General features: G+C 49.5%; 18 protein-coding genes and 1 other RNA gene. 18 read left to right on the top strand and 1 reads right to left on the bottom strand.

What is annotated here, in order from left to right; all coding sequences use genetic code 11:
• Positions 1–183 precede the first annotated feature (183 nt).
• From V2546_RS08200 to V2546_RS08160, 9 genes are all read left to right on the top strand, one after another.
• Complete coding sequence (locus tag V2546_RS08200; RefSeq protein ID WP_329752034.1) at positions 184–1,215, top strand: ABC transporter substrate-binding protein; 1,032 nt, start codon at positions 184–186, stop codon at positions 1,213–1,215.
• 92 nt (positions 1,216–1,307) lie between these two features.
• Positions 1,308–2,237: an ABC transporter permease gene (locus tag V2546_RS08195; RefSeq protein ID WP_117469854.1), complete on the top strand. Its 930-nt coding sequence runs from the start codon at positions 1,308–1,310 to the stop codon at positions 2,235–2,237.
• Positions 2,230–3,024 carry an ABC transporter ATP-binding protein gene (locus V2546_RS08190; protein WP_329752033.1) on the top strand — a complete coding sequence of 265 codons (795 nt, stop codon included), beginning with the start codon at positions 2,230–2,232 and terminating at the stop codon, positions 3,022–3,024. The genes V2546_RS08195 and V2546_RS08190 overlap by 8 nt, the downstream gene beginning before the upstream one ends.
• 343 nt (positions 3,025–3,367) lie before the next feature.
• Positions 3,368–3,865, top strand: a complete 498-nt coding sequence (gene ybaK, locus V2546_RS08185) for a Cys-tRNA(Pro) deacylase (protein WP_118531786.1) — start codon at positions 3,368–3,370, stop codon at positions 3,863–3,865.
• Positions 3,866–4,168: 303 nt separating this feature from the next.
• Complete coding sequence (locus tag V2546_RS08180; protein WP_142411216.1) at positions 4,169–5,110, top strand: cell wall hydrolase; 942 nt, start codon at positions 4,169–4,171, stop codon at positions 5,108–5,110.
• A gap of 251 nt (positions 5,111–5,361) precedes the next feature.
• A complete protein-coding gene (locus V2546_RS08175) occupies positions 5,362–6,048 on the top strand; it encodes an HAD family hydrolase (RefSeq protein ID WP_215702837.1) in 687 nt (228 codons plus the stop codon).
• Positions 6,049–6,401: 353 nt separating this feature from the next.
• A non-coding RNA gene (ssrS, locus tag V2546_RS08170) (6S RNA) lies at positions 6,402–6,580 on the top strand.
• Positions 6,581–6,776: 196 nt separating this feature from the next.
• The gene (locus tag V2546_RS08165; protein ID WP_118531782.1) at positions 6,777–8,066 is read left to right on the top strand and encodes an AI-2E family transporter; all 1,290 of its coding nucleotides are present in this window, start codon (positions 6,777–6,779) and stop codon (positions 8,064–8,066) included.
• Positions 8,067–8,153: 87 nt separating this feature from the next.
• The gene (locus V2546_RS08160; protein ID WP_252197403.1) at positions 8,154–10,436 is read left to right on the top strand and encodes a SpoIID/LytB domain-containing protein; all 2,283 of its coding nucleotides are present in this window, start codon (positions 8,154–8,156) and stop codon (positions 10,434–10,436) included.
• 141 nt (positions 10,437–10,577) lie between these two features.
• Here the strand turns inward: V2546_RS08160 and V2546_RS08155 are convergent, their stop codons facing one another.
• Positions 10,578–11,792, bottom strand: a complete 1,215-nt coding sequence (locus V2546_RS08155; protein ID WP_215702835.1) for a 6-phosphofructokinase — start codon at positions 11,790–11,792, stop codon at positions 10,578–10,580.
• Positions 11,793–12,305: 513 nt separating this feature from the next.
• Between V2546_RS08155 and V2546_RS08150 the strand changes: the two genes are divergently transcribed.
• The 9 genes from V2546_RS08150 to V2546_RS08110 all read left to right on the top strand — a co-directional run bounded on the left by V2546_RS08150 (position 12,306) and on the right by V2546_RS08110 (position 23,675).
• Positions 12,306–14,279 carry an oleate hydratase gene (locus V2546_RS08150; protein WP_142411219.1) on the top strand — a complete coding sequence of 658 codons (1,974 nt, stop codon included), beginning with the start codon at positions 12,306–12,308 and terminating at the stop codon, positions 14,277–14,279.
• 335 nt (positions 14,280–14,614) lie between these two features.
• Complete coding sequence (locus tag V2546_RS08145; protein WP_329752032.1) at positions 14,615–16,246, top strand: RsiV family protein; 1,632 nt, start codon at positions 14,615–14,617, stop codon at positions 16,244–16,246.
• Positions 16,247–16,362: 116 nt separating this feature from the next.
• Entirely contained in the window at positions 16,363–17,016 is a 654-nt protein-coding gene (gene fsa / locus V2546_RS08140) for a fructose-6-phosphate aldolase (RefSeq protein ID WP_118320870.1), read from the top strand.
• A gap of 260 nt (positions 17,017–17,276) precedes the next feature.
• A complete protein-coding gene (locus tag V2546_RS08135) occupies positions 17,277–18,179 on the top strand; it encodes a YitT family protein (protein ID WP_118531774.1) in 903 nt (300 codons plus the stop codon).
• 175 nt (positions 18,180–18,354) lie between these two features.
• Positions 18,355–19,785, top strand: coding sequence for a carboxyl transferase domain-containing protein (locus V2546_RS08130; RefSeq protein ID WP_329752031.1), 1,431 nt, complete (start codon positions 18,355–18,357; stop codon positions 19,783–19,785).
• A gap of 17 nt (positions 19,786–19,802) precedes the next feature.
• The gene (locus tag V2546_RS08125; RefSeq protein ID WP_329752030.1) at positions 19,803–20,594 is read left to right on the top strand and encodes an OadG family transporter subunit; all 792 of its coding nucleotides are present in this window, start codon (positions 19,803–19,805) and stop codon (positions 20,592–20,594) included.
• Between the two features lie 21 nt (positions 20,595–20,615).
• Positions 20,616–21,008 carry a biotin/lipoyl-containing protein gene (locus V2546_RS08120; protein ID WP_215702830.1) on the top strand — a complete coding sequence of 131 codons (393 nt, stop codon included), beginning with the start codon at positions 20,616–20,618 and terminating at the stop codon, positions 21,006–21,008.
• Positions 21,009–21,046: 38 nt separating this feature from the next.
• Entirely contained in the window at positions 21,047–22,195 is a 1,149-nt protein-coding gene (locus V2546_RS08115; RefSeq protein ID WP_015554843.1) for a sodium ion-translocating decarboxylase subunit beta, read from the top strand.
• A 67-nt stretch (positions 22,196–22,262) separates the two neighbouring features.
• Entirely contained in the window at positions 22,263–23,675 is a 1,413-nt protein-coding gene (locus tag V2546_RS08110; protein ID WP_118320878.1) for an oxaloacetate decarboxylase subunit alpha, read from the top strand.
• Positions 23,676–23,739: the final 64 nt, after the last annotated feature.

The raw sequence follows: 23,739 nt of genomic DNA, 5'->3' as shown, positions 1-23,739 counted from the left end.
AAATCAAGCTTGACGAATCCGGCGTATAGGTGTATGATAAGGACAGTTTCACTTACATGCGTTAAAGCGTAACGCAACAACGCATTTGAGAATGTGAGATCCCGTCTGAAGGGGAGGATCTATAGATCCTGAAAATGACAGCGGGATGTTACAAAAAAGAAAAACTGAGGGGAGATCGATATTATGAAAAAAGTAACAGCACTTGCAATGGCGGCCGTTGTAGCGGCTTCCGCATTAACCGGATGTGGATCCAGTTCCACAGCAGAGACAACAGCAGCTGCAGCAGAGACAACGACAGCAGCGGCCGATTCCACAGAAGCAGCAAAAGAAGATGGAAAGACCTACAATGTGGGAATCTGCCAGTTAGTACAGCACCCGGCACTTGATGCGGCGACAGAAGGCTTCGAGGCTGCATTAAAAGATAAACTCGGTGACAATGTTAAATTTGATCTTCAGAACGCATCCGGCGATTCCGCTACCTGCGCAACGATCATCAACCAGTTCGTTTCCAACGATGTGGACCTGATCCTTGCAAATGCGACTGCAGCACTTCAGGCAGCGGCAGCAGGAACCAGCGAGATTCCGATTCTCGGAACTTCCATCACAGATTACGCGACAGCGCTTGATATCGACAACTGGACAGGTACGACAGGTCTCAACATCTCTGGTACCTCCGACCTTGCTCCGCTCGACCAGCAGGCAGCAATGTTAAATGAGCTGTTCCCGGATGCAAAGAATGTCGGCTTATTATACTGCTCCGCAGAGCCGAACTCCAAATACCAGGCAACAACCGTAAAAGGATATCTTGAGGATCTCGGATATACCTGTAAGGAATACACCTTCGCAGACTCCAACGATATCGCTTCCGTAACAACAACAGCAGCAGGCGAGAACGATGTTCTCTATGTTCCGACTGACAATACAGCTGCTTCCAATGCAGAGATCATAAACAATATCTGCCTTCCGGCGAAAGTTCCGGTAATTGCAGGTGAAGAAGGAATCTGCTCCGGATGCGGCGTTGCAACTCTTTCCATCGACTACTACGATATCGGATACAAAGCCGGTGAGATGGGCGCAGAGATCCTGATGGACGGCAAAGATGTAAAGGAAATGCCGATCGAGTTTGCACCGGAGGTAACAAAGAAATACAATAAGGCAAACTGTGAGGCACTTGGAATCACGGTTCCGGATGACTACGTTGTGATCGAAGAATAATAACGACTTGAAATTATGAGGACATCAGGGTGGCAAACAGCAAAAACTTTTGTCACCCTGTTTGTTATCATTAGCCATAGGAGGAAAGAAACGTGAATTTTGCAACATTGTTTAATGCATTGCCGGGTGCCTGTGCACAGGGACTCATCTGGGGCATCATGGCGATCGGCGTTTATATTACATATAAGATCCTCGATCTTGCAGACCTTACCGTGGACGGAACCATGTGTACGGGAGGTGCTGTCTGCATCATTTTCATGTTAAACGGACATTCTGTGGGAGTGTCCCTGTTTGCGGCGTTTATCGCGGGAATGATCGCGGGCCTTGTGACCGGAATCTTTCACACGGCGATGGGGATCCCGGCGATTCTCGCGGGAATCCTGACTCAGCTTGGTCTCTACTCTATCAACCTTCGCATTATGGGTGGTAAGGCAAATCAGGCCATCAGTGTGGATAAGTATGATCTTTTAGTGTCTCTCCGTTATGTAAAGGGAGTCGCTTTTTATAAGAACACGATCTTCGTGACGGCATTGATCATTGTGATCCTGATCGGAGTCCTCTACTGGTTCTTCGGAACGGAGATCGGATGTTCCATCCGTGCCACAGGCTCCAATCAGAACATGTCACGTGCTCAGGGTATCAATACCGATTTCACAAAGATCTTAGGTCTTATGATCTCCAACGGAATCGTTGCCTTTGCGAGCGGCTTATATGCTCAGTATCAGGGCTTTGCGGATGTCAATGCAGGCCGTGGTGCCATCGTGATCGGTCTTGCAGCCGTTATCATCGGTGAGGTCGTTTTCGGAAAGATCAGCCAGAACTTCGGTTTCAAGCTGTTCTCCGTTGCCTTCGGCGCGATCATTTACTATCTGGTACTTCAGGTCGTACTCTGGATGGGATTAAATTCCAACGATTTAAAACTCCTGTCAGCTCTTGTTGTTGCGGTATTCCTTGCGATCCCGTACATGAAAGGCAAATATTTCTCTAAACCGGTAAAAAGAGGAGGTGCACCTCGTGCTTGATCTTCACAATATTTATAAAACCTTCAATGCAGGAACCGTCAATGAAAAGACTGCGTTAAACGGATTAAATCTTCATTTAAACGAAGGCGATTTTGTCACCGTCATCGGCGGAAACGGAGCAGGAAAATCTACCATGTTAAATGCGGTCGCAGGAACGTGGCTTGTGGACGAAGGAAAAATCACCATCGATGATATCGACGTGACAAAACTCCCGGAGCATAAACGTGCGAAGTATCTTGGACGCGTATTTCAGGACCCGATGACAGGAACGGCTGCCACCATGCAGATCGAGGAGAACATGGCCCTGGCGGCGAGAAGAGGAATGACGCGCTCCCTGAGACCGGGGATCACCGCGAAAGAGAGAGAATTCTACAGAGAACAGTTAAAGATTCTGGGACTTGGCCTGGAGGAGCGCCTTACATCGAAGGTCGGTCTTCTCTCCGGCGGACAGAGACAGGCGCTGACACTTCTCATGGCAACCTTAAAGAAGCCGAGACTTCTTCTCTTAGATGAGCACACGGCGGCCCTCGACCCGAAGACGGCGGCGAAAGTCCTCGAGACGACGGATAAGATCGTAAACAGTGAACATCTGACCACTCTGATGATCACTCACAACATGCGTGACGCCATCGCACATGGAAACCGCCTGATCATGATGAATGCGGGCCATGTGATCTACGATGTGGCAGGTGAGGAGAAGAAGCACCTGACGGTTCAGGATCTTCTCGCGAAGTTTGAGGAAGCCGCGGGCGGCGCGCTCGCGAACGACCGGATGATCCTCTCATAGGCTTTTGAGATGCGGAATCAGAAGCGATATATTATATAGAAGAAACAGATCAGAAGATGGAAAGAGGCAGTCGATTTTGCGAAAATGCGGGACCGGCTGTCTTTTTTTATGCGGCAGTAAATGCAGCGAAAAATGGTAACTGTTCAGCAGGTCTGCACACTTGCTGCGTTGACTGTAATAAAATACAGGCTTAAAGGTACAAATATGTGGGCGGACATTCTTTTATAGAAAAGACTGGATTTTTTTACAAAGACGTTGTATAAAGAAGATGCGGTCGAGAGGATGTGCAGCCGGCTGCAGTCAAAGGCGGCAGAGAGAATGTCGCTTTCAGGAGGAAAAATTTATGAGCAAATCTGCAAAAAATGATAAAACAAAGACAAATGTGATGCGGCTTTTAGATGCCGCAAAGATCTCGTATGAGTCAAAGGAGTACCCGGTGGATGAACATGACCTATCCGGGAGCCATGCGGCTGACATGCTGGGAGTGGACCACGGGAGTGTGTTTAAGACTCTCGTGCTGAAAGGAGAGCGCACAGGTTTTCTCGTCTGCTGTATCCCGGTGGATGGCGAGGTGGACTTAAAAAAGGCAGCAAAAGCGGCAGGAGATAAGAAGGTGGAGATGCTTCCGATGAAGGATCTTTTGGCCACAACAGGCTATATCCGCGGCGGCTGTTCCCCGATCGGCATGAAGAAAAAGTTCCCGACATTTATCGATGAAGCGGCTTTAAATTATGAAACGATCGCGGTCAGCGCCGGCCAGAGAGGCTTTCAGGTCCTGCTTTCCCCGCAGGCTCTTGCGGACTATGTCGGGGCAAAACTTCTGGATCTTCAGCAAAATTAGTTGACATAACTGAAAACGTTATGGGAAACCACTCAAAAATGGGAACTCAATATTTAACAAAATTGTAATATTTGCAATATTTTATACTTGCCAATACTACCAAAAATCCAGATTTTGTGCGGATTATATTTGGAAAAACTATTAAAAAAATGTAACAATCTTTAAAAAACAGACTGTAAAATGTAACAAAGTTGTGCAGGACTTATTGACATTCGCCCCCTCATTCTCCTATAATCACAGACACCGGCCGGAAAACGGTCGGAATGAACAACCGGCGACAGGACGGAGAAAGAGGGTATTCAAATGAATCCATGGAACTCATTTCTTCAGACAGTCTTTCAGTTTGTGAAATCACTCTTCGGCGGTGTGACAAAGAAGATGCACCGGAATGCGGCAGTCCTCACGATGGGCGCAACACTGATCGCAGTGATTCCATTTACAGCGGTGGACTTCCAGGGCGGAGGCAAAAACGCGATCGTCGCGTATGCCGAGACGCAGGGAGGTTCGGATGAAGACAGTCTGGAGGAGACAGAAGATACTGCTCTTCCGGAAACAGACGGAAATGTTTTAGAGGATGAGACGACAGCGGATGAAGCATCATCCGCAGAGACGGAAGCAGATATCAGGACAGAAACAGAAAATACAGAGACGAAAGAGGAGAGCATCACAGAGCCTGCTGCAGGATCGGAAAATGCGGACACGGATCATGGTCCGGAAGAAGCTGTAGAAACAGAAACTGCGGCTGCGGCGGATGAAGTGAGCGGGATCACGCAGGCAGAGCCGGAAACAGAGGTGTCCGGGGAAGCCAGGGTACAGGCGGCAGCAGAAGAGACCGTCGTGGCAGAGGAACCTGCAAGAGAAGCGTTCACGGGGTATTCCGAAAGCGACTACAATGTTCTTCTCCGGATCGTTCAGGCGGAAGCCGGAAACTGCGACATCGAAGGACGTGTCATGGTGGCAAACGTGATCTTAAACCGTGTGGAGGACGATGCATTCCCGAACACGATCACGAAAGTCGTTTACCAGAAGCACCAGTTTTCCCCTGTGGGAAACGGATCCATCAAGCGTTGCAAGGTCACGGCCGAGACCGTAGAGGCAGTCGAGAGGGCACTTTCGGGTGAAGATCTGACAGACGGCGCCCTGTATTTCATGAACCGGCGGGCATCCTCCAGGAAGAACGCGAGCTGGTTTGACAGACATCTGGAATTCCTGTTTAAACATGGAAATCACGAGTTTTTCCGGTAAAAACTCCGGGTCAGATAAAAGGATTAGAATAAAAAAGGATAAGGGAAAAGCGGCATGCGACAGGCGGTGAAGATCGTTTTGGGGCATGCCGCTTTTTACAATTGACATTTATACTCCGCCATGGGATAATAAGACACTGGTATCGCAGAAATACCTGTGAAATTGAAATATGGAAAAACGGTTTCGCCGTGAGCAGGAGAAAATATATGCGGCGGAACGATGATATTGGAATACATGAAAGAGGAAACAGAATGAAGTTAAAAAAAGTTTTTTTCGACCTTGACGGGACACTGACGGATTCCATGCCGGGGATCACGAAAGGCGTTCAGTATGCATTGAAGCATTATGGGATCCAGGTGGATGACCTGAATGTTTTAAAACCGTTTGTCGGTCCACCGCTCTCCGACAGTTTTAAGGAGTATTACAATTTCTCCGAGAAGGACGCGGAGGATGCGATCTACGTGTTCCGGGAATATTACGATGTGGAAGGATGGAAGGACAACGCACCGTTTGCCGGAGTTGAGGAGATGTTAAAGTCCTTAAAGGACGCAGGACTCGAACTCTATGTGGCAACTTCCAAGCCGGAGGTGACCGCAAAGCGCGTGCTGGAATATTTTCATCTGACAAACTACTTTAAATTCATCGGCGGCGCGTCCCTGGATGAAAAGCGCGTGAACAAGGATGACGTGATCCGGTATGTGCTGGAAGAAAACGGGATCGGCGAGGAAGAAAAGAAATCCGTGATCATGGTGGGCGACCGGAAACATGACGTGGAAGGCGCGAAGAAGACGGGACTTTCAGTGGTAGGCGTGCTTTACGGATACGGCAGCAGGGAAGAGCTTCAGGATGCCGGGGCAGATTATCTCTGTGAAACTCCAGGAGAGGTTGCAGAGCTGTTAAGATCGCTGGCTTTTGCAGATGGAAATTCCCTGAACTGAAAATTCTGTATCATACAGCGGCTGCGATCCTGACGGTCCGGAATGCGAAGCAGCGGCAGGATCGTGTTTCAGTTTCAGAAACCGGACGTTTTTACAGGCAGAAAAGTGTACGGATCCGACAGTAAGAAAATTGGTTACTTTTCGCGGGTAGGAATTTTCTGAACTGAAAATTCCGTATGATACCGTTAAGGCCGCGGATTTTGCCGATCTGGAATGCGAAGCATTGGCAAAATCCTGTTACAGTGCGCGGGCATGGAGTGCCCGTGTACTGTAACAAAATTGTACGGTACCATGAAATGGAACTTGAAAAATGATCGATGATGCGCTATAATAGTTGTCAGTGAAAGGGAATGTGATTCCTGGGATGTTCGACACTCCTGTCTATTTTGAACCTACATTTTGACATACGGGATTCCTACATCCTTGAACGGATGCCAGGCCTCCATCGAGTGGAAGGCAGATGTTTAAGTGCGGATGCCCACCTAGCACTGCTAGGCGTCAATTATTCAGGAAACGGCATTTTGGGATTGCGAAAGATAAAAAAGCAGCGAGAGATCGCTGCTTCTTTTCGTTTAACAGGAAATTTGCCGATGCTCTGCATTCGTTCAGATTTTGCTAAGGCTCTTTTCTAAATATGAGAAGTATGGTATGATGATGCCATGGTCGACGGTACAAAATGGTTTCGATAGACGGAAAAAGAGAAGTAACTGCAAAGGAGAAACTTTTATATGAAAAATGAACGGTTCGAACGGTACATTTATACAGGTGTGACGGCGATCCTGGTATTGATCGCGGCGGTGTTCGTCGTGTTTCTGTTTCTGGAAAGGTCGGCGGTGTTTGCCTTTCTGGGAAAGGTTCGTTTTGTGCTCGCACCAGTGATCTATGGAGCGGTTCTGGCATTTTTAATGTCCCCGGTCTACAACTGGTGCTACCGGCTGACTGTGTATACAGGAAAGTCCGGGGAGCCAAAGGCAAGATTTAAAAATGAAAAACTGGGTGCTTTTTTCGGAAGAAGCGTGGGAACAGCTGTCAGCCTTGTATTTCTTTTGGCGGTGATCGTCAGCCTTTCCAGTATGATCATTCCGCAGCTGTATTCCAGTATCGTAGGGATCATCAATATGATGCCGGAATACTTCCAGAATGTGTATGACTGGCTGACGGATTTCTTCGTGAACAATCCTCCGGTGGAGCAGGCAATCTTAAATATTTATGAGCAGTCGGCCCAGTATTTCCAGAACTGGATGGAGACAGACCTGATGTCGAATCTCTCGAACTTCCAGAATTTCCAGAATATCGAGAAGATCCTCGGCGGTGTTTCCAGCGGTGTCATGAATCTGATCACCCTGACAAAAAATCTGCTGATCGGGCTGATCGTCATGATATATCTCTTAAACATCAAGGAATCGCTCTCGGCACAGGGAAAGAAATTTATCTATTCGATCCTGCCTTTGAAGGCGGCGAACATTGTAGTCGGAGAGTTCCGTTTTATCAAAAAAGCGTTTTCCGGCTTTATCATCGGAAAGCTGATCGATTCCCTGATCATCGGAATCCTCTGCTTTATCCTGATGAACCTGTTCAAACTCCCGTATGAGCTGCTGATCAGCGTGATCATCGGAGTGACGAACATTATCCCGTTTTTTGGACCTTTTATCGGGGCTGTACCGTGTGCGATCCTCGTATTCCTCATCAGTCCGAAACAGTGCCTTTACTTTATCGGTCTGATCCTGGTACTCCAGCAGTTTGACGGAAATATTTTAGGACCGAAGATCCTTGGAAACTCCACAGGCGTTTCCAGCTTCGGAGTCCTGTTCTCGATCCTGCTGTTTGGCGGACTGTTCGGATTTGTGGGAATGATCATTGCAGTTCCGCTGATGGCGGTCATCATCCACGTTTACAGACAGATCCAGGATCATTTTCTTGCGAAAAAGAATCTGAGTCAGGAAGAAAACGACTATGTAAAACTGGACCGCATTGACGAAAAGAGCGGTGAGTATATCAGGCGCACGGACAAACAGTAAGTCCGGATGTTTTCACGCGGGAAGAACCCGTGTACAGTGACCGGGCCGGGTTTGCCCGGGAAAGGAATTATGAACGAGAGTAGGAAAATGATAAACTGGATGGCAGGGGTCACGACATTTGTCGTGGCACTGCTCATCGTGATCGTACTTCTGGACACGGAACAGGATGGAGTTTCTCTGGCGGCAGCGTCCAGAACGGTCGCTCTGACGCTGGAGTCGGAGAGCGGGATCCTGGAAAATGCGCCGGAGACATCGAACTTTGACGAAAAACTTTCTGATCAGTGGTATGTAAAATATATGGATTACCTGTATGGGCAGGGATATCTTGACAGCGGGGTGATTCAGGCGGATGAGAGGAGCGCGACATCCGCAGTTACATACGCAGTCCTTTCGGACTGGGCGAAGAAGGCATCAGAGGAGGGAAAAGGGGAAACCGATGCACTCCTTTCCTATGTGGATGCCGGGGACCGCGCAAAAAAAGCAGTTTCCAGCGAAAATTTCTGGAAATTTTATGATGCGTTCCGTGAAGCCGCAGATCCGGAAGGGGCGGTTGCCGAGGTCGAGACGGATCTTTACGGGACTCCGGACAATGTGGACGGAGCTCCGGCATGGACGGCATACACAAGGGACGGGACCTTCCAGTTTGAGGGACTTTATCTGGATAACTATATTGACCGGAAGATCCGCTTCCTGGCGAGAGACGATGAGATCTTAAAGGTGGAGACGATGGTCTCTGACGAGATCGTCTACGAGAACGCCTGGATCTCTGGATTTTCCGGGCGGACTGTGACCGTCTTTATCGGAAATATCCAGAGGGAATTTCCGGTAAAGGGAGTATTAAAGGATGAGAGTGAGATCTCCGGCCAGATCGGGGATCTGTATTTAAAGGGCGGTCAGCCAAAGCGGCTGGTGCTGAAAAAGGAAAAGATCACCGGAACCGTTCTTGCGGTCCGCGATACGGAGATCGAGATCGATGGCTACGGCAGTGTGCCGCTGGCGGATCAGTTTAAGATCTACCGCACATATGGGGTCCTGAGGGAGCAGCAGAAAAAGGACATTCTTGTCGGTTACCACATGCAGGAGTTTGTGGTCGCAGACGGGGAGATCTGTGCGGCACTCACGACGGAGAAACCGGATATCGACGCGATCCGTGTCCTGATCATGACAAATGGTTTTAAGTCTCTGTTCCACGACTCGATCACGCTTTCCTGTGATTCGATGGCGGTCCTGGAATACGGGGATGAGAAGGATGCGAAGACAGAATCCATCGCGGCAGGAGAGACGGTGACGATCAAGCCGGGCGACTCCAGACTGGCAAGCGGACGTCTCACCTTCAAATCCGCCAACGATGGCGGGATGATCACGGTGCACAGCTTAGAGCGTGCCCAGGGAACTCCGGTCTATCCGGGACATATGGAGATCACGGAGGAGCGCGACGGACTGTTGCTCTTAAACGAGGTGGATCTCGAGGAATACTTAAAACGGGTAACGCCGAGCGAGATGCCGCCGACTTATGAGCTGGAGGCACTGAAGGCTCAGGCGATCTGTGCGAGAACTTACGCATGGCGCCAGATCCAGGGCAACGCCTATTCCACTTACGGCGCCCATGTGGATGACAGCACGAATTTCCAGGTATACAACAATACATTGACGTATGATTCCACGGATGCTGCTGTGAATGAGACGTTCGGGCAGCTTCTGGAATACAACGGGGACCCGATCGAGGCGTTCTATTACTCCACATCCGACGGACATGGGACCGACGGAAGTGTGTGGGGAGCGGATGCGTCCAACACGCCGTATCTCAGAGCAGTGACGATCAACGACAAGGCGAAAAAGCTGGATCTGACTTCGAATGAAGCGTTTGAGAACTTTATCAAAGATGAGAATACAGATGCTTACGATTCCGATTTCCCGATGTTCCGCTGGAACACAAAGACGACCAGCACGATCCTGGATGAGAAGATCGGCGGTGTCGGCCGGATCACAGGACTTACGATCACGTCGAGAGGGGCCGGCGGATACGCAAAGACCCTGAAGGTCGTGGGAACGGAAGGTTCCAAGACATTCTCCGGACAGAGCAAGATCCGCAGCGTTCTTGGAAATTCATCGCTTGTATACAACAGAAAAGACGGATCAACATCCACGGGATGGGATACACTTCCGAGCGGCTTTATTTACATCGAGAATAACGGCACCGATGAAAACCAGGTGACGACGTTTACGATCTATGGAGGCGGCTTCGGGCATGGCGTCGGCATGAGCCAGAATGGCGCCCAGGGCATGGCAAAGCAGGGAAAGACCTGCCAGGAGATCCTGAAGTTCTTCTATGATGGATGTGGGCTGATGGATATCAGTGAAGTGAATTGATCGAATTGAATATCGAAAAAAGGTCCATGAAAAGTAACGAATGATCACTTTCATGGACCTTTTTTGTCTGACAGGAAATTCAGATGGAACTTCCTGCTAAACAAACTTTTTTTATTAACAAAGAAGAATGGTGCTGTAAAACTATTTCCGGTACAGATATTTCGGCACGCCGTTTTCCATCACGCGCTTCGGCTCGCCCTGGATCAGCGGGAGAGCGTAAGCGAGGAAATCATCGGTGATATCGTTTCCTGCTGCGGAGATCCATTCCTTCGGGAATTTTTTCTCCTGGTTGCAGATCAGGCTCACATCCTCCGCTGCACAGTGCATTGTGTACGGAACATCGGAGTCACGCTTGAAGGCGATCATCTTTTTTGTCTCTCCGGCGAGGACAGCCTTCACACCGGCAGCACCGGCCATGGCAGCTTCCTCGATATCAGTCTCGGATACCATCATTCCGCTGCAGCGCTGGTTGACATTCAGCTCGATCGAGCGGACTTTGACACCGAATTTATCGCGCACAAAGCTCTCTAAGACTTCGCCGCATCCGGTGAGCATCTTGTGACCGAAGGAGTCGAGTTTTGCGGCGTCGGAGTACTCACAGATGAATGTGCCGCCCTCATCGGCGATTCCCTCAGAGACGCATACGACGAGGTTCGGAGACTTTTTGAACGCTTCCTCCAGGTCTTTATAGAACTGCTCTAAGGAGAACGGAGCCTCCGGAAGGTAGATCAGATATGGATTGTCACCTTTGTATTTTCTTGCCAGTCTGGAAGCCGCGGTGAGCCAGCCTGCGTGGCGTCCCATGATCTCGACGATCGTGACGGATTTCTGCTGGTAGACAGAGGCGTCGAGGACGATCTCGCGGACAGTGGAAGCGACATATTTTGCAGCACTTCCGAATCCCGGTGTATGGTCGGTGAGGACCAGATCGTTGTCGATCGTCTTCGGAATTCCGATGAATTTCACGTCACTGCCGATCTTCTCCGCGTAGCGGGAGAGCTTGTCGACGGTATCCATGGAGTCGTTTCCGCCGACATAGAGGAAGTAACCGATGTTCATCTCACGGAAATTGTCAAAGATCGCCGGATAGACTTCACTCTCGAGGTCTGCCGGAAGCTTATAGCGGCAGGAGCCGAGGTATGCGGCCGGAGTCAGCTTTAAGAGCTCCAGTTCTTCATCGGAAAGATCTGTGGAAAGATCCATCACATGGTCTGCGAGGAAACCTTCGATCCCGTTGATCATTCCAAGTACATGTCCGTCCGTACCGGATTCCTTAAATGCTTTGACTGCTCCGTAAAGACTTGCATTGATGACGGCGGTCGGTCCGCCGGACTGTCCGATTACAAGGTTTTTCATAAGATTCTCCAATCTGAGTAAATTTGCAGCGATCCGTCTGAGAAATGACCGGTCTCGCAGCAGATGAACTTCCATCCGGATCTTTTGGGATGGAAGTTCAGGATTCGTTTCTGTATTTATTATAGAAAAAGGTGAAGGGAAAATCAATCATCTTTTGAGCAGGTTCGATAAAGTGCGTATGATACAACTGCGGTCGCAGATTTTGCTGCGGAGAAATTTTTTTAGAGGTGTATAAAACAGGAAAAACAGGCAATCCTATGATCAGTACCAAAGAAAAAGATTAATACTTATCCTCCCCTTTTTAATACCTTGCCCGTTTGCCTGGTGCAGCGGGTGAGGTATTTTTTGAAAAATGAGGAGGAATACAACGTAAAAAGTTATATTCAAAATATTTGAATGGAAAAGCTTGACAAAGCATATACAAAGGATTACTATCAGAATTAATAATATGGTTATAAAAACTACATCATATAGGATATAAAACAAAATCAATGGGAAAGGAATGCAAAAACGATGAGCAAAAAAGGATGGAAAGCCGGCGCAGTCCTGGCAGCGGGAGCAGGGATCACAGCGGTACTTGCGGCGAAGAAACGGGGAAACAGAAATGCAGAAAAGACAGACAGGTCTTTTGCGGGAAGCAGGTCTGACTACCGCAACACGGAACTCGGAAAGCATGATAAGAACAGCAAGGGGATCTACTACACAAACGGAAACTATGAGGCATTCGCCCGCCCGGAAAAACCGGCGGGGATCGAGGAGAAGTCGGCGTACCTTGTGGGAAGCGGCCTTGCGTCCCTGGCGGCGGCCTGCTTCCTTGTCCGTGATGCGCAGATGCCGGGAAAGAACATCCACATTTTAGAGGCGATGGACATTGCCGGCGGTGCCTGCGACGGGATCGACGATCCGACGAGAGGATATGTCATGCGCGGCGGCCGTGAGATGGAAGACCATTTCGAGTGCCTCTGGGATCTGTTCCACAGTATCCCGTCCCTGGAGATCCCGGGTGCGTCCGTTCTCGACGAATATTACTGGTTAAATAAACATGATCCGAACTATTCCCTCTGCCGGGCGACGGAACACCGCGGGGAAGATGCCCACACAGACGGGAAATTCCGGCTGAGCCAGAAAGGCAGCATGGAGATCATGAAGCTCTTCTTCACAAAGGATGAGGATCTCTACGACAAGACGATCGAAGACGTGTTTGACGATGAGGTGTTCCGTTCCGATTTCTGGCTTTACTGGCGGACCATGTTTGCCTTTGAAAACTGGCACAGCGCCCTGGAGATGAAGCGGTACTTCCAGAGATTCATCCATCATATCGGAGGACTCCCGGACTTCTCCGCACTGAAATTCACCCGATACAACCAGTATGAATCCCTGATCCTGCCGATGCAGAAATATCTGGAGGCAGCAGGCGTGGAATTCCGGTTCGGCACGGAAGTCACAAACGTCCGCTTTGAGATCAAAGACGGAAAGAAGACGGCCCGTGCCATCGAGTGCCGCACAAAGAACGGGGAGATGGAGATCCCGCTGACGGAGAAAGACCTGGTATTCATCACAAACGGAAGCTGCACGGAAGGAACGATCTACGGGGATCAGGATCATGCACCGTTAGGAGATGCGGAAGTCCGCAGCAGCGGCTGCTGGAGCCTCTGGAAAAAGATCGCGGCCCAGGATCCGGCTTTTGGACATCCGGAAAAATTCTGCTCCGATATCGAGAAGACAAACTGGGAGTCCGCGACTGTCACAACCTCGAATGAGGAGATCATCGACCAGATCAAAAAGATCTGCAGACGTGATCCGAGAACAGGAAAGGTCGTCACCGGAGGCATCGTGAGCTGCCGGGATTCCAGCTGGCTCTTAAGCTGGACGATCAACCGTCAGGGACAGTTTAAAAACCAGAAAAAGGATGAGGTTTGCGTCTGGGTATACAGCCTGTTCACCGATGTTCCGGGAGATCATGTGAAGAAACCGATGAAAGAGTGCACCGGTAAGGAGATCACAGCTGAGTGGCTGTACCATCTCGGAATCCCGGTGGAGGACATCGACCGGCTTGCCGGGGAAGCATGCAACTGCACACCGACGATGATGCCGTATATCACAGCATTCTTCATGCCGAGAAGAGCCGGCGACCGCCCGGATGTGATTCCGGACGGATCTGTGAACGCGGCCTTCCTTGGACAGTTCGCAGAGACACCGAGAGATACGATCTTCACGACCGAATATTCTGTCCGCACGGCCATGGAAGCTGTTTACGGACTTTGCGGCGTGGACCGCGGTGTGCCGGAGGTCTGGGGCAGCGTTTACGATGTGAGAGAACTTCTGGACAGCACCGTGAAGCTGATGGACGGAAAGTCTCCGCTCGAGATGAAACTTCCGATGCCGTTTGAGATGATGAAGAAACCACTTCTTAAGAAAATCGACAGGACGATCGTAGGAAAGCTTCTGAGAGATCATGATGTTCTGAAGGACTGGATGTTAAAATAAGAAAAACACGGGCAGCGCACGGACTGGAGAAGTCCGTGCGCTGCTGTACGCAGTAGGAATTTTCTAAACTGAAAATTCCGTACAATACAGTTGTGGCAGCAGATTTTGTCGATTCGGAATGCGAAGCATCGGCAAAATCCTGTTACAGTACGCGGGCATGGAGTGCCCGTGTACTGTGCGCTGTTTTTAAGAATTCGTAAGGGAAAATGAATGGATTCCGGGGAAGATCTGCGGTAGGATATAGAAAACGGAACGATCCGGAAAACGCGGATCCCGATCTGCGTCGGCGTTCCGGCGGATAACGACGAATAAAACAGGATTTGGAGAAGAAAAGTATGAGAAAGTATGGATTATATCTTTTGATCGCGGTTGGTCTTCTTGCGGGCTGCCAGAAAAAATATACGGCGATGGATACGACGACTGCACAGACTTCTGCGGAAGAGACAAAGACAACAGAAAGTGCAAAAGTGACGGTATCGGAAGAATCAAAAACATCCGGTGAGACAGATGCAAAGGAGCCGGAAAGCACAGGAAAGCTGGATCCGATCCCGATCGCGGTGACAGGCGAGTACGATGGGGAGTGGGACGACAGCCAGACTCCGATCATCACGTCCCGGTGTGACAGGGTCTTTGTCCAGGGAGACGGATATGAGGCGTTAAAGAGTGCACTCTCGGCAAAAAATGATGAGATGGCGGCTGCGCACAAAAAGGAATACGAGGAGTATAAAGTGGAAGCGATAGACATGCGGAAAGAGTTTACAGACGCAAAGTTCACGTATGCCTGCAATTATGAATTCCAGCCGATCCGTTTTGACGGGGCGGTTGCCAGCATGTCCTGGCTGAAGTATTATGATATGGGCGGTGCGCATCCGACCGCCTACAACGATTATTACAATTTTGATACACAGACCGGAAAACAGCTGGAGCTTTCTGATATGGTGAAAGATATGGACGGATTCCGGAGCTATGTAAAGGAAGAACTTGCGGGACGCGCGGCGGACGGAGAGCTGTTCGATGGCTATGAAGATACGGTGGACACGCTGTTTGATGGAACGAACGCAGATTCCAGCCTGGAGTGGGCCATCACGGAAAATGGGGTGAGCGTTTACTTTGCTCCATACGAGATCGGACCGTATGCGGCGGGCGAGATCGAGATCGCTGTCCCGTTTAAGGACCATGAGTTGATGTTTGAGGAAGCCTACATGGGTGCTTCCACGGATGGATGGGCAAAAAAAGTGGATCCGTGGGATACCGTGACTTATCGTTCAGGGGATGTGGACGCAAGCGTCTGCTATACATATGAAGAGCCGGAGACGGAAGATGACTTTACAAGAAAACTCACGATCGAGCGGGAACAGAACGGGAAAAAGGATACGTTTACCGAAGATGTTTACGGAAAGATCGGGGATACCTGGCTTGTCATGACGGATGACGGACGTTCCTATCTCTACATGGAGCTTTCCAGTGAAAATGACTGGAAGACCATGGAGGTGTATGATCTGAACGGTGAGAAGGTGGCGAAAGCCGGCAGTTCCACAGACAGCGTAAACGGCGCGCCGATCCAGACTCCGGATGCTTTTTATCTCACAAGACGGATCGATGCGCTCGGAACATACAGTGCGTACCGGAAATTCCATGTGGGAGCGGACGGTATGCCGGAGGCGGACGGAAATGTGTATACAAAGATCCGCACTGCCGATTCCCATGAAGACGAAATGCCGCTCGTATCGACGAGAGCGCTGCCGGTAACACTTTTCGGAGCTGACGGAAGCGAGACGGAGGCAACTATGCCGGTCGGGACTAAATTCTATGTGAGAGCGACGGATGAAGAGACGTTTGTGGACATGGAACTGGAAGACGGAAGAAAATGCCGGATCGCGGTCAGACAGTCCGGCGATGGCTGGGGATTCCTGATCGATGGTGTCTCCGAGGAGGAGTGCTTCGAGTTTGTTCCGTATGCGGGATGATGATTTGCTTGACAAACCATATCCTCATGCTAAAATGGACTTATACAGAGCTGGCGCCCGCATGCGCGGAGACGGCAGCAGAACATGATTATGAGAGATAACAGGAGGGGGAACCAATGAAATTTTTCATTGACACAGCCAATGTGGAGGAGATCCGTAAAGCAAACGATATGGGAGTGATCTGCGGAGTTACGACAAATCCGTCCCTGATCGCAAAAGAGGGAAAAGATTATGTTGAGACCCTGAAAGAGATCGCGTCGATCGTAGACGGACCGATCAGCGGCGAGGTAAAGGCAACGACAACGGACGCGGAAGGAATGATCGCAGAGGGACGTGAGATCGCGAAGATCCATCCGAATATGGTCGTAAAGATCCCGATGACCGTTGAGGGATTAAAAGCAACAAAGGTCCTTGCATCGGAAGGAATCAAAGTAAATGTTACCCTGATCTTTTCTGCAAACCAGGCACTTCTCGCAGCGAGAGCAGGTGCAGCTTATGTATCTCCGTTCGTAGGCCGTCTTGATGATATCTCCCAGCCGGGTATCGACCTCATCGAAACTGTTGCCGAGATCTTCGCACTTCATGATATCGAGACAGAGATCATCGCAGCAAGTGTCCGCCACACAATGCATGTGACAGAGTGTGCACTTGCAGGCGCTGATATCGCGACGGTTCCGTACAAAGTGATCGAGCAGATGACACATCACCCGCTGACAGATCAGGGAATCGAGAAATTCCGCAAAGACTATGAAGCAGTTTTCGGCAAATAAGAAAAATTCATGAGGACGCCTTCGGGCGTCCTTTTTTTGCGCGCTTTTTTGTGATAAAGAGGTAGAGGGAAGAACAGTAAAGACACAGAAAAGCAGATTTTGAATGATAAGAGAGAGCAGGACATTGGGAGATGTGTACTGTGTTAACCGGTAAAAGCTTTACCGGATCATAAAACAGATCAGAATAGTTTATAAAAACAAAAAAGAACAAAGAATACATATAATATAGACAATCTAAAAAGAAAGGTGATAAAGAAAACATGGAAACACCAGAAACAAAGAAAAATAAGGCGGCATCCGCCGTCATCCAGACCGCGATCATCCTGTTCTGCCTCACGGTCTATGCCGCAGGAGTCGTTCTCTTCATCCTTCCGTCGGGCATGATCGCGGCGGGGGCCACGGGCCTGGGACTTTTTGCGGAACACTACTTCGGGATCCCGCTCTCCGGCTTTGTGGCGATCTTTAATATCGCCATGTTCGGACTCGGATGGCTGGAACTCGGAAAGAAATTTGCGGCGACAACACTGATCGCGACTTTTTATTATCCATTTATCCTGAACAGGTTAAGCGCGCTGGCGGGAAACTTCGTTTTCACAAAAGATCCCATGCTCTGCGCGATCTTTGCAGGAGTGATGATCGGATTTTCGTTGGGGATCGTGATCCGCTCCGGAGCATCCACCGGCGGTATGGACATTCCGCCGCTCGTGCTCCAGAAGCGGCTTAAGATCCCGGTTTCCGTGTCCATGTACGCGTTCGACGTGGCGATCTTACTGTCCCAGCTTCTTTTCCGTGACCGGGAAAAGATCCTTTACGGGATCATCATGGTCATGATCTACACGGTGATCCTCGACAAGATGCTCATGATGGGCAAAAAGCAGGTGCAGGCGAAGATCATCAGTGAAAAATATGAGGCGATCAATCTTGCAGTACAGCAGCAGCTTGACCGCGGGACGACCCTGTTCAAGGTCGAGGGCGGTCATCTGAGAAAGCCGTCCATGGCTGTTGTTACCGTTGTTTCCGGACGGGAGCTCCAGAAATTGAACCGGATCGTCATGGATATCGATCAGGAAGCATTCATGGTGGTCCATCAGGTCGGAGAAGTCCGTGGGCGGGGCTTTACGGAGATGAAACGTCATCTGGAAGCAGGAGGTTTAAAAAATTAACTGCATCACGAGACAGGCATTAGAAAAAAAGTTTCTTAAATTTTTCTGACGAAAAGGGATAAAAATGTTGCTAAAGCGGGGAAAAACTCCTTGAATTTTGCATCAAATCCGTTTATTATTACACTAGGCAGAAATTTGATTTTCGTCAATTTAAGGAATAATGGAGGAAAGCAAAATGACAAAAACGTCGGCAATCAACAGAATTCATGATTTGCTTGATGACAACAGCTTTGTTGAAGTTGGTGCTTATATTACTGCCAGAAGCACTGATTACAACATGCAGTCTCAGGAAACCCCTGCAGATGGTGTTGTTACCGGTTATGGCACGATCAATGGCGCTCTCGTCTATGTGTACAGCCAGGACGCGTCTGTTATGGGCGGATCCATCGGCGAAATGCACGCAAAGAAGATCGAGAAGCTCTATCATATGGCTATGAAAATGGGCGCACCCATTATCGGGCTTGTTGACTGTGCAGGATTCAGACTTCAGGAAAACATGGATGCTCTGGACGGCTTCGGCAAACTTTATGTCTGCCAGGCAATGGCATCCGGTGTGATCCCGCAGATCCAGGCTGTGTTTGGAAACTGCGGCGGCGGAATGGCTGTGGCATCTGAAATGGCTGATTTTACATTTATGGAACAGGAAGCAAAAATGTTTGTGAATGCTCCGTTTGTAATCGCTGAGAACGATGCTGATAATTCCAGCGCTGAGTATCAGGCAAAAGAGACAGGAAACGTATGCGCGACTGGCTCCGAGAAAGAAATTTTCACAGAGATCAGAAACCTTGTTTCCATCCTCCCGGCAAACAATGAGGATGACATGTCTTACAGCGAATGTGAAGATGACTTAAACAGAATCTGCACAGACATCGAAAATTGCGCAGGCGATACATCTATCGCTCTGTCCATGATCTCCGACGATAGCTTCTACATGGAAATGAAGAAGGACTATGCACCGGAGATGGTAACGGCATTTATCCGTTTAAACGGAGCTACCGTTGGCTGTGTTGCAAACCGCAGCGAAGTTTATACAGACGGCGAGAAGACTGCTACTTATGACGCAGCCCTTACCGCAGCAGGATGTGAGAAAGCAGCAGCATTTGTAAACTTCTGCAACGCTTTCGAGATCCCGGTACTTACACTCGTCAATGTAGACGGCTACAAGAACTGCAAATGCAACGAGAAGAAGATCGCGAAGGCGGCAGCACGCCTGACCTACGCATTCGCAAACGCAGATGTTCCGAAGGTAACTGTCGTTGTCGGCAAGGCAAACGGAACAGCAGGTCTTACCATGAACAGCAAGTCCATCGGTTCTGACATTGTATACGCATGGAAGAACGCGAAGATCGGCGTTATGGAAGCAGCACCGGCTGTGAAGATCATGTATGCTGACGAGATCGCAAAGGCTGACAATGCGGCAGCCCTGATCAATGAAAAAGCAGCACAGTATAATGAGATGCAGGCAAGTGCACTTGCGGCAGCAAAGAGAGGATATGTAGACGATATCATCGAGGCTTCCGAGACAAGACAGCGTGTAGTTGCTGCATTTGAGATGCTGTTCACAAAAAGAGAGGATCGTCCGTCCAAAAAGCACGGAACGATCTAATATGAGGTGGCTGAAATATGAAACAGAGAATTAGAAGAATCTGGCTTGCACTCTGCATGGCAGTTTGCCTCTTCACGCTTGCAGGATGCTCTGCAGCTGCTGACACCGCTGAAACAATCGATCCACAGATCGAAATGGCGATGCAGTCCGGCTCCCAGCAGTACCTGGATCTGTTCAACCAGATGGATGACGCTTCCGTCGAACAGGCCCTTGCAACAAGCGTAAAGAACAAAGATACTGTTATGGAGAATGCGTTAAAATCCTGGGATTCCATTAAGGATGACCTTGGCGCGTTCGTTTCCAGCGAGACAGCAGTCGTTACAAAAGGTGATGACGGCTATATCGCAAGAATGAACACCGTTTACGAGAAGAGAGCGATGGAATTCACTCTGATCGCGGACGAAGATCTCAGCAAAGTTGAGACAATTTCCTTCTCCCCGGTTTACACAACAGGCGAGAAGATGGCGAAAGCCGGAATGAATACCTTAATGGGTATGGGCGTTGTATTCGTAGTCCTGATCTTCATCAGCTGGCTGATCAGCATGTTCAAATACATCAGCGTATTTGAGGCAAAGATGAAAGCAAAGAAGAATGCGGCAGCGCCAGCACCGGCAGCACCAGCAGCTCCGGCCCCTGCAGCAGCAGCGGCTCCGACAGCAGCTCCGGCTGAGGAGGAGAACCTTACCGATGATACAGAACTCGTTTCCGTAATCACAGCAGCAATCGCAGCTTACGAGGGAAAAGAGACTGTTGACAACGGACTTGTAGTCCGCTCCATCAAACGTGTTTCTAACAGAAACTGGAATTAATATTATCAGGAGGAAATCACAATGAAAAATTATACAATCACAGTAAACGGTAATGTATATGAAGTAACAGTAGAAGAGGGCTTCACAGGCGCAGCTTCCGCACCGAAGGCAGCTCCGGCTCCGAAGGCAGCACCGGCAGCAGCACCGAAGGCAGCTCCGGCACCGGCAGCAGCTCCGGCAGCTCCGGCTGGCGCAGCAGGCGCAGTAGCAGTTACAGCTCCGATGCCGGGTAAGATCCTTGGCGTTAAGGCATCTGCAGGTCAGGCTGTTAAGAGAGGTCAGGTTCTCCTGATCCTTGAAGCTATGAAGATGGAGAACGAGATCGTTGCTCCGCAGGACGGCACTGTTGCAACAATCAACGTTGCTGTTGGTGATTCCGTAGAGCCGGGTGCTACACTCGCTACATTAAACTAATTTTCTGCTGACTGCAGATTCCACATGGAGGGATTAACATGGAATACATTCAAAATACACTTTTGAATCTTCTTCAGCAGACAGCATTCCTGAACTTAAGCGTAGGAAACCTGATCATGATCTTAGTTGCGTGTATCTTCCTTTACCTTGCAATCGGTAAAGGGTTCGAGCCGCTTCTTCTTGTGCCGATTTCCTTTGGTATGCTGCTCGTAAATATCTATCCGGATATTATGCTGAGCATTGAAGATTCTTCCAACGGTGTTGGAGGACTTCTTCACTACTTCTATTTACTGGACGAGTGGAGTATTCTCCCGTCCCTGATCTTCATGGGTGTCGGCGCTATGACAGACTTCGGTCCGCTCATCGCTAACCCGAAGAGCTTCCTTTTAGGCGCTGCCGCACAGTTCGGTATCTACGCCGCTTACTTTATGGCTATTTTCATGGGCTTCAACGACAAGGCAGCCGCAGCGATCTCCATCATCGGTGGTGCTGATGGCCCGACATCCATCTTCCTTGCAGGTAAGCTTGGACAGACTGAGTTCATGGGACCGATCGCCGTAGCAGCTTACTCCTACATGGCCCTCGTTCCGATCATTCAGCCGCCGATCATGAAACTCTTAACAACGGAAGAAGAGAGAAAGATCAAGATGGAACAGCTTCGTCCGGTATCCAAACTTGAGAAGATCCTCTTCCCGGTTATCGTTACGATCGTAGTTTGTATGATCCTTCCGACAACAGCTCCGCTCGTTGGTATGCTTATGGTTGGTAACCTCTTCCGTGAGTCCGGCGTTGTTAAACAGTTACAGGAGACAGCTTCCAACGCTCTTATGTACATCGTTGTTATCGTACTCGGTCTCTCCGTTGGCGCTACAACAAGTGCTGAGAGATTCTTAAAAGTTACAACCATCAAGATCGTTATCCTTGGACTTATCGCGTTCGCGTTCGGTACAGCAGCCGGCGTTATCTTTGGTAAGCTCATGTGCAAGGTAACTGGTGGTAAGGTTAATCCGTTAATCGGTTCTGCCGGAGTATCCGCAGTTCCGATGGCAGCCCGTGTATCCCAGAAGGTTGGTTCTGAGGCAGATCCGACAAACTTCCTTCTGATGCATGCAATGGGTCCGAACGTAGCAGGTGTTATCGGTACAGCAGTTGCTGCCGGTACCTTCATGGCTATCTTCGGAGTTTAATTGAAACCGAAACTTTTGATATAGGGGAGGTCTGCTCAGGCAGATCTCCCGGTAGGAGGATAATAAAATGGCAGAAGTTCAGAAAAAGCCGGTTAAGATCGTTGAGACCGTTCTTCGTGATGCGCATCAGTCTCTCCTTGCAACAAGAATGACGACTGAGCAGATGCTTCCGATCGTTGACAAAATGGATAAAGTTGGCTACCACGCAGTAGAATGCTGGGGCGGCGCTACTTTTGATGCCTGCCTGCGTTTCCTGAAAGAAGATCCGTGGGAGAGACTCAGAAAGCTGAGAGCCGGTTTTAAGAATACAAAGCTCCAGATGCTGTTTCGTGGTCAGAACATCCTTGGATACAATCATTACGCGGACGATGTGGTTGAGTACTTCGTACAGAAATCCATCGCAAACGGAATTGATATTATCCGTATTTTCGACTGCCTGAATGATATCAGAAACCTTGAGACTGCCGTTAAGGCGACAAAGAAGGAAGGCGGACATGCCCAGATCGCCCTTTGCTACACATTAGGCGATGCGTATACACTTGATTACTGGAAGAATATCGCTTCCGAGATCGAGAGCATGGGCGCTGACTCTCTCTGCATCAAGGATATGGCTGGTCTTTTAACTCCGTATGCGGCTTCCGAGCTCGTTACGGCATTAAAGCAGGGCACTAAACTGCCGATCGACCTGCACACGCACTATACCTCCGGTGTTGCTTCCATGACATACTTAAAGGCTGTGGAAGCAGGCTGTGATATCATTGACTGTGCAATGTCTCCGCTGGCTCTCGGTACATCCCAGCCAGCAACAGAAGTTATGGTCGAGACATTCCGCGGAACCAAGTATGATACTGGTTACGACCAGAATCTGCTTGCAGAGATCACCGATTACTTCACTCCGATCCGTGAGGAAGCTTTAAAGAGCGGACTCCTGAATCCGAAGGTTCTCGGTGTCAACATCAAGACTCTCCAGTACCAGGTACCGGGCGGAATGCTTTCCAACCTTGTTTCCCAGTTAAAGGAAGCAGGACAGGAAGACAAGTACCGCGCAGTGCTTGAGGAAATCCCGAGAGTAAGAAAAGATTTCGGCGAACCGCCGCTTGTAACTCCGTCCTCCCAGATCGTTGGTACACAGGCTGTTATGAACGTTCTTTCCGGCGAGAGATACAAAATGGTTCCGAAGGAATCCAAGAAGATCATGATGGGCGAATTTGGTAAGACGGTGAAACCGTTCAACAAAGAAGTCCAGAAGAAGATCATCGGTGACGCGACTCCGATCACCTGTCGTCCAGCAGATCTGATCCCGCCGCAGTTACCGAAATTCGAGAAGGAGTGCGCACAGTGGAAGCAGCAGGATGAGGATGTTTTATCCTACGCTCTGTTCCCGGCTGTAGCGAAAGACTTCTTCGAGTACCGCGAAGCACAGCAGACGAAGGTTGACCAGAAGACTGCTGACAAAGCGAATAAAGCTTATCCGGTATAATTTTGCAGTAAATCTGAATATCAATTGACGAAAAAAGTGAGTCCGGCATTTCCGAGAGGAGGTG

It is taken from the genome of Clostridium sp. CM74B_53, assembly GCF_036318045.1.
In the GTDB taxonomy this organism is placed as follows: Bacteria; Bacillota; Clostridia; order Lachnospirales; family Lachnospiraceae; genus Pilosibacter.
The sequence above is the reverse complement of the archived record's forward strand: the minus strand, read 5'-3'. Positions and strand labels throughout refer to the sequence as shown.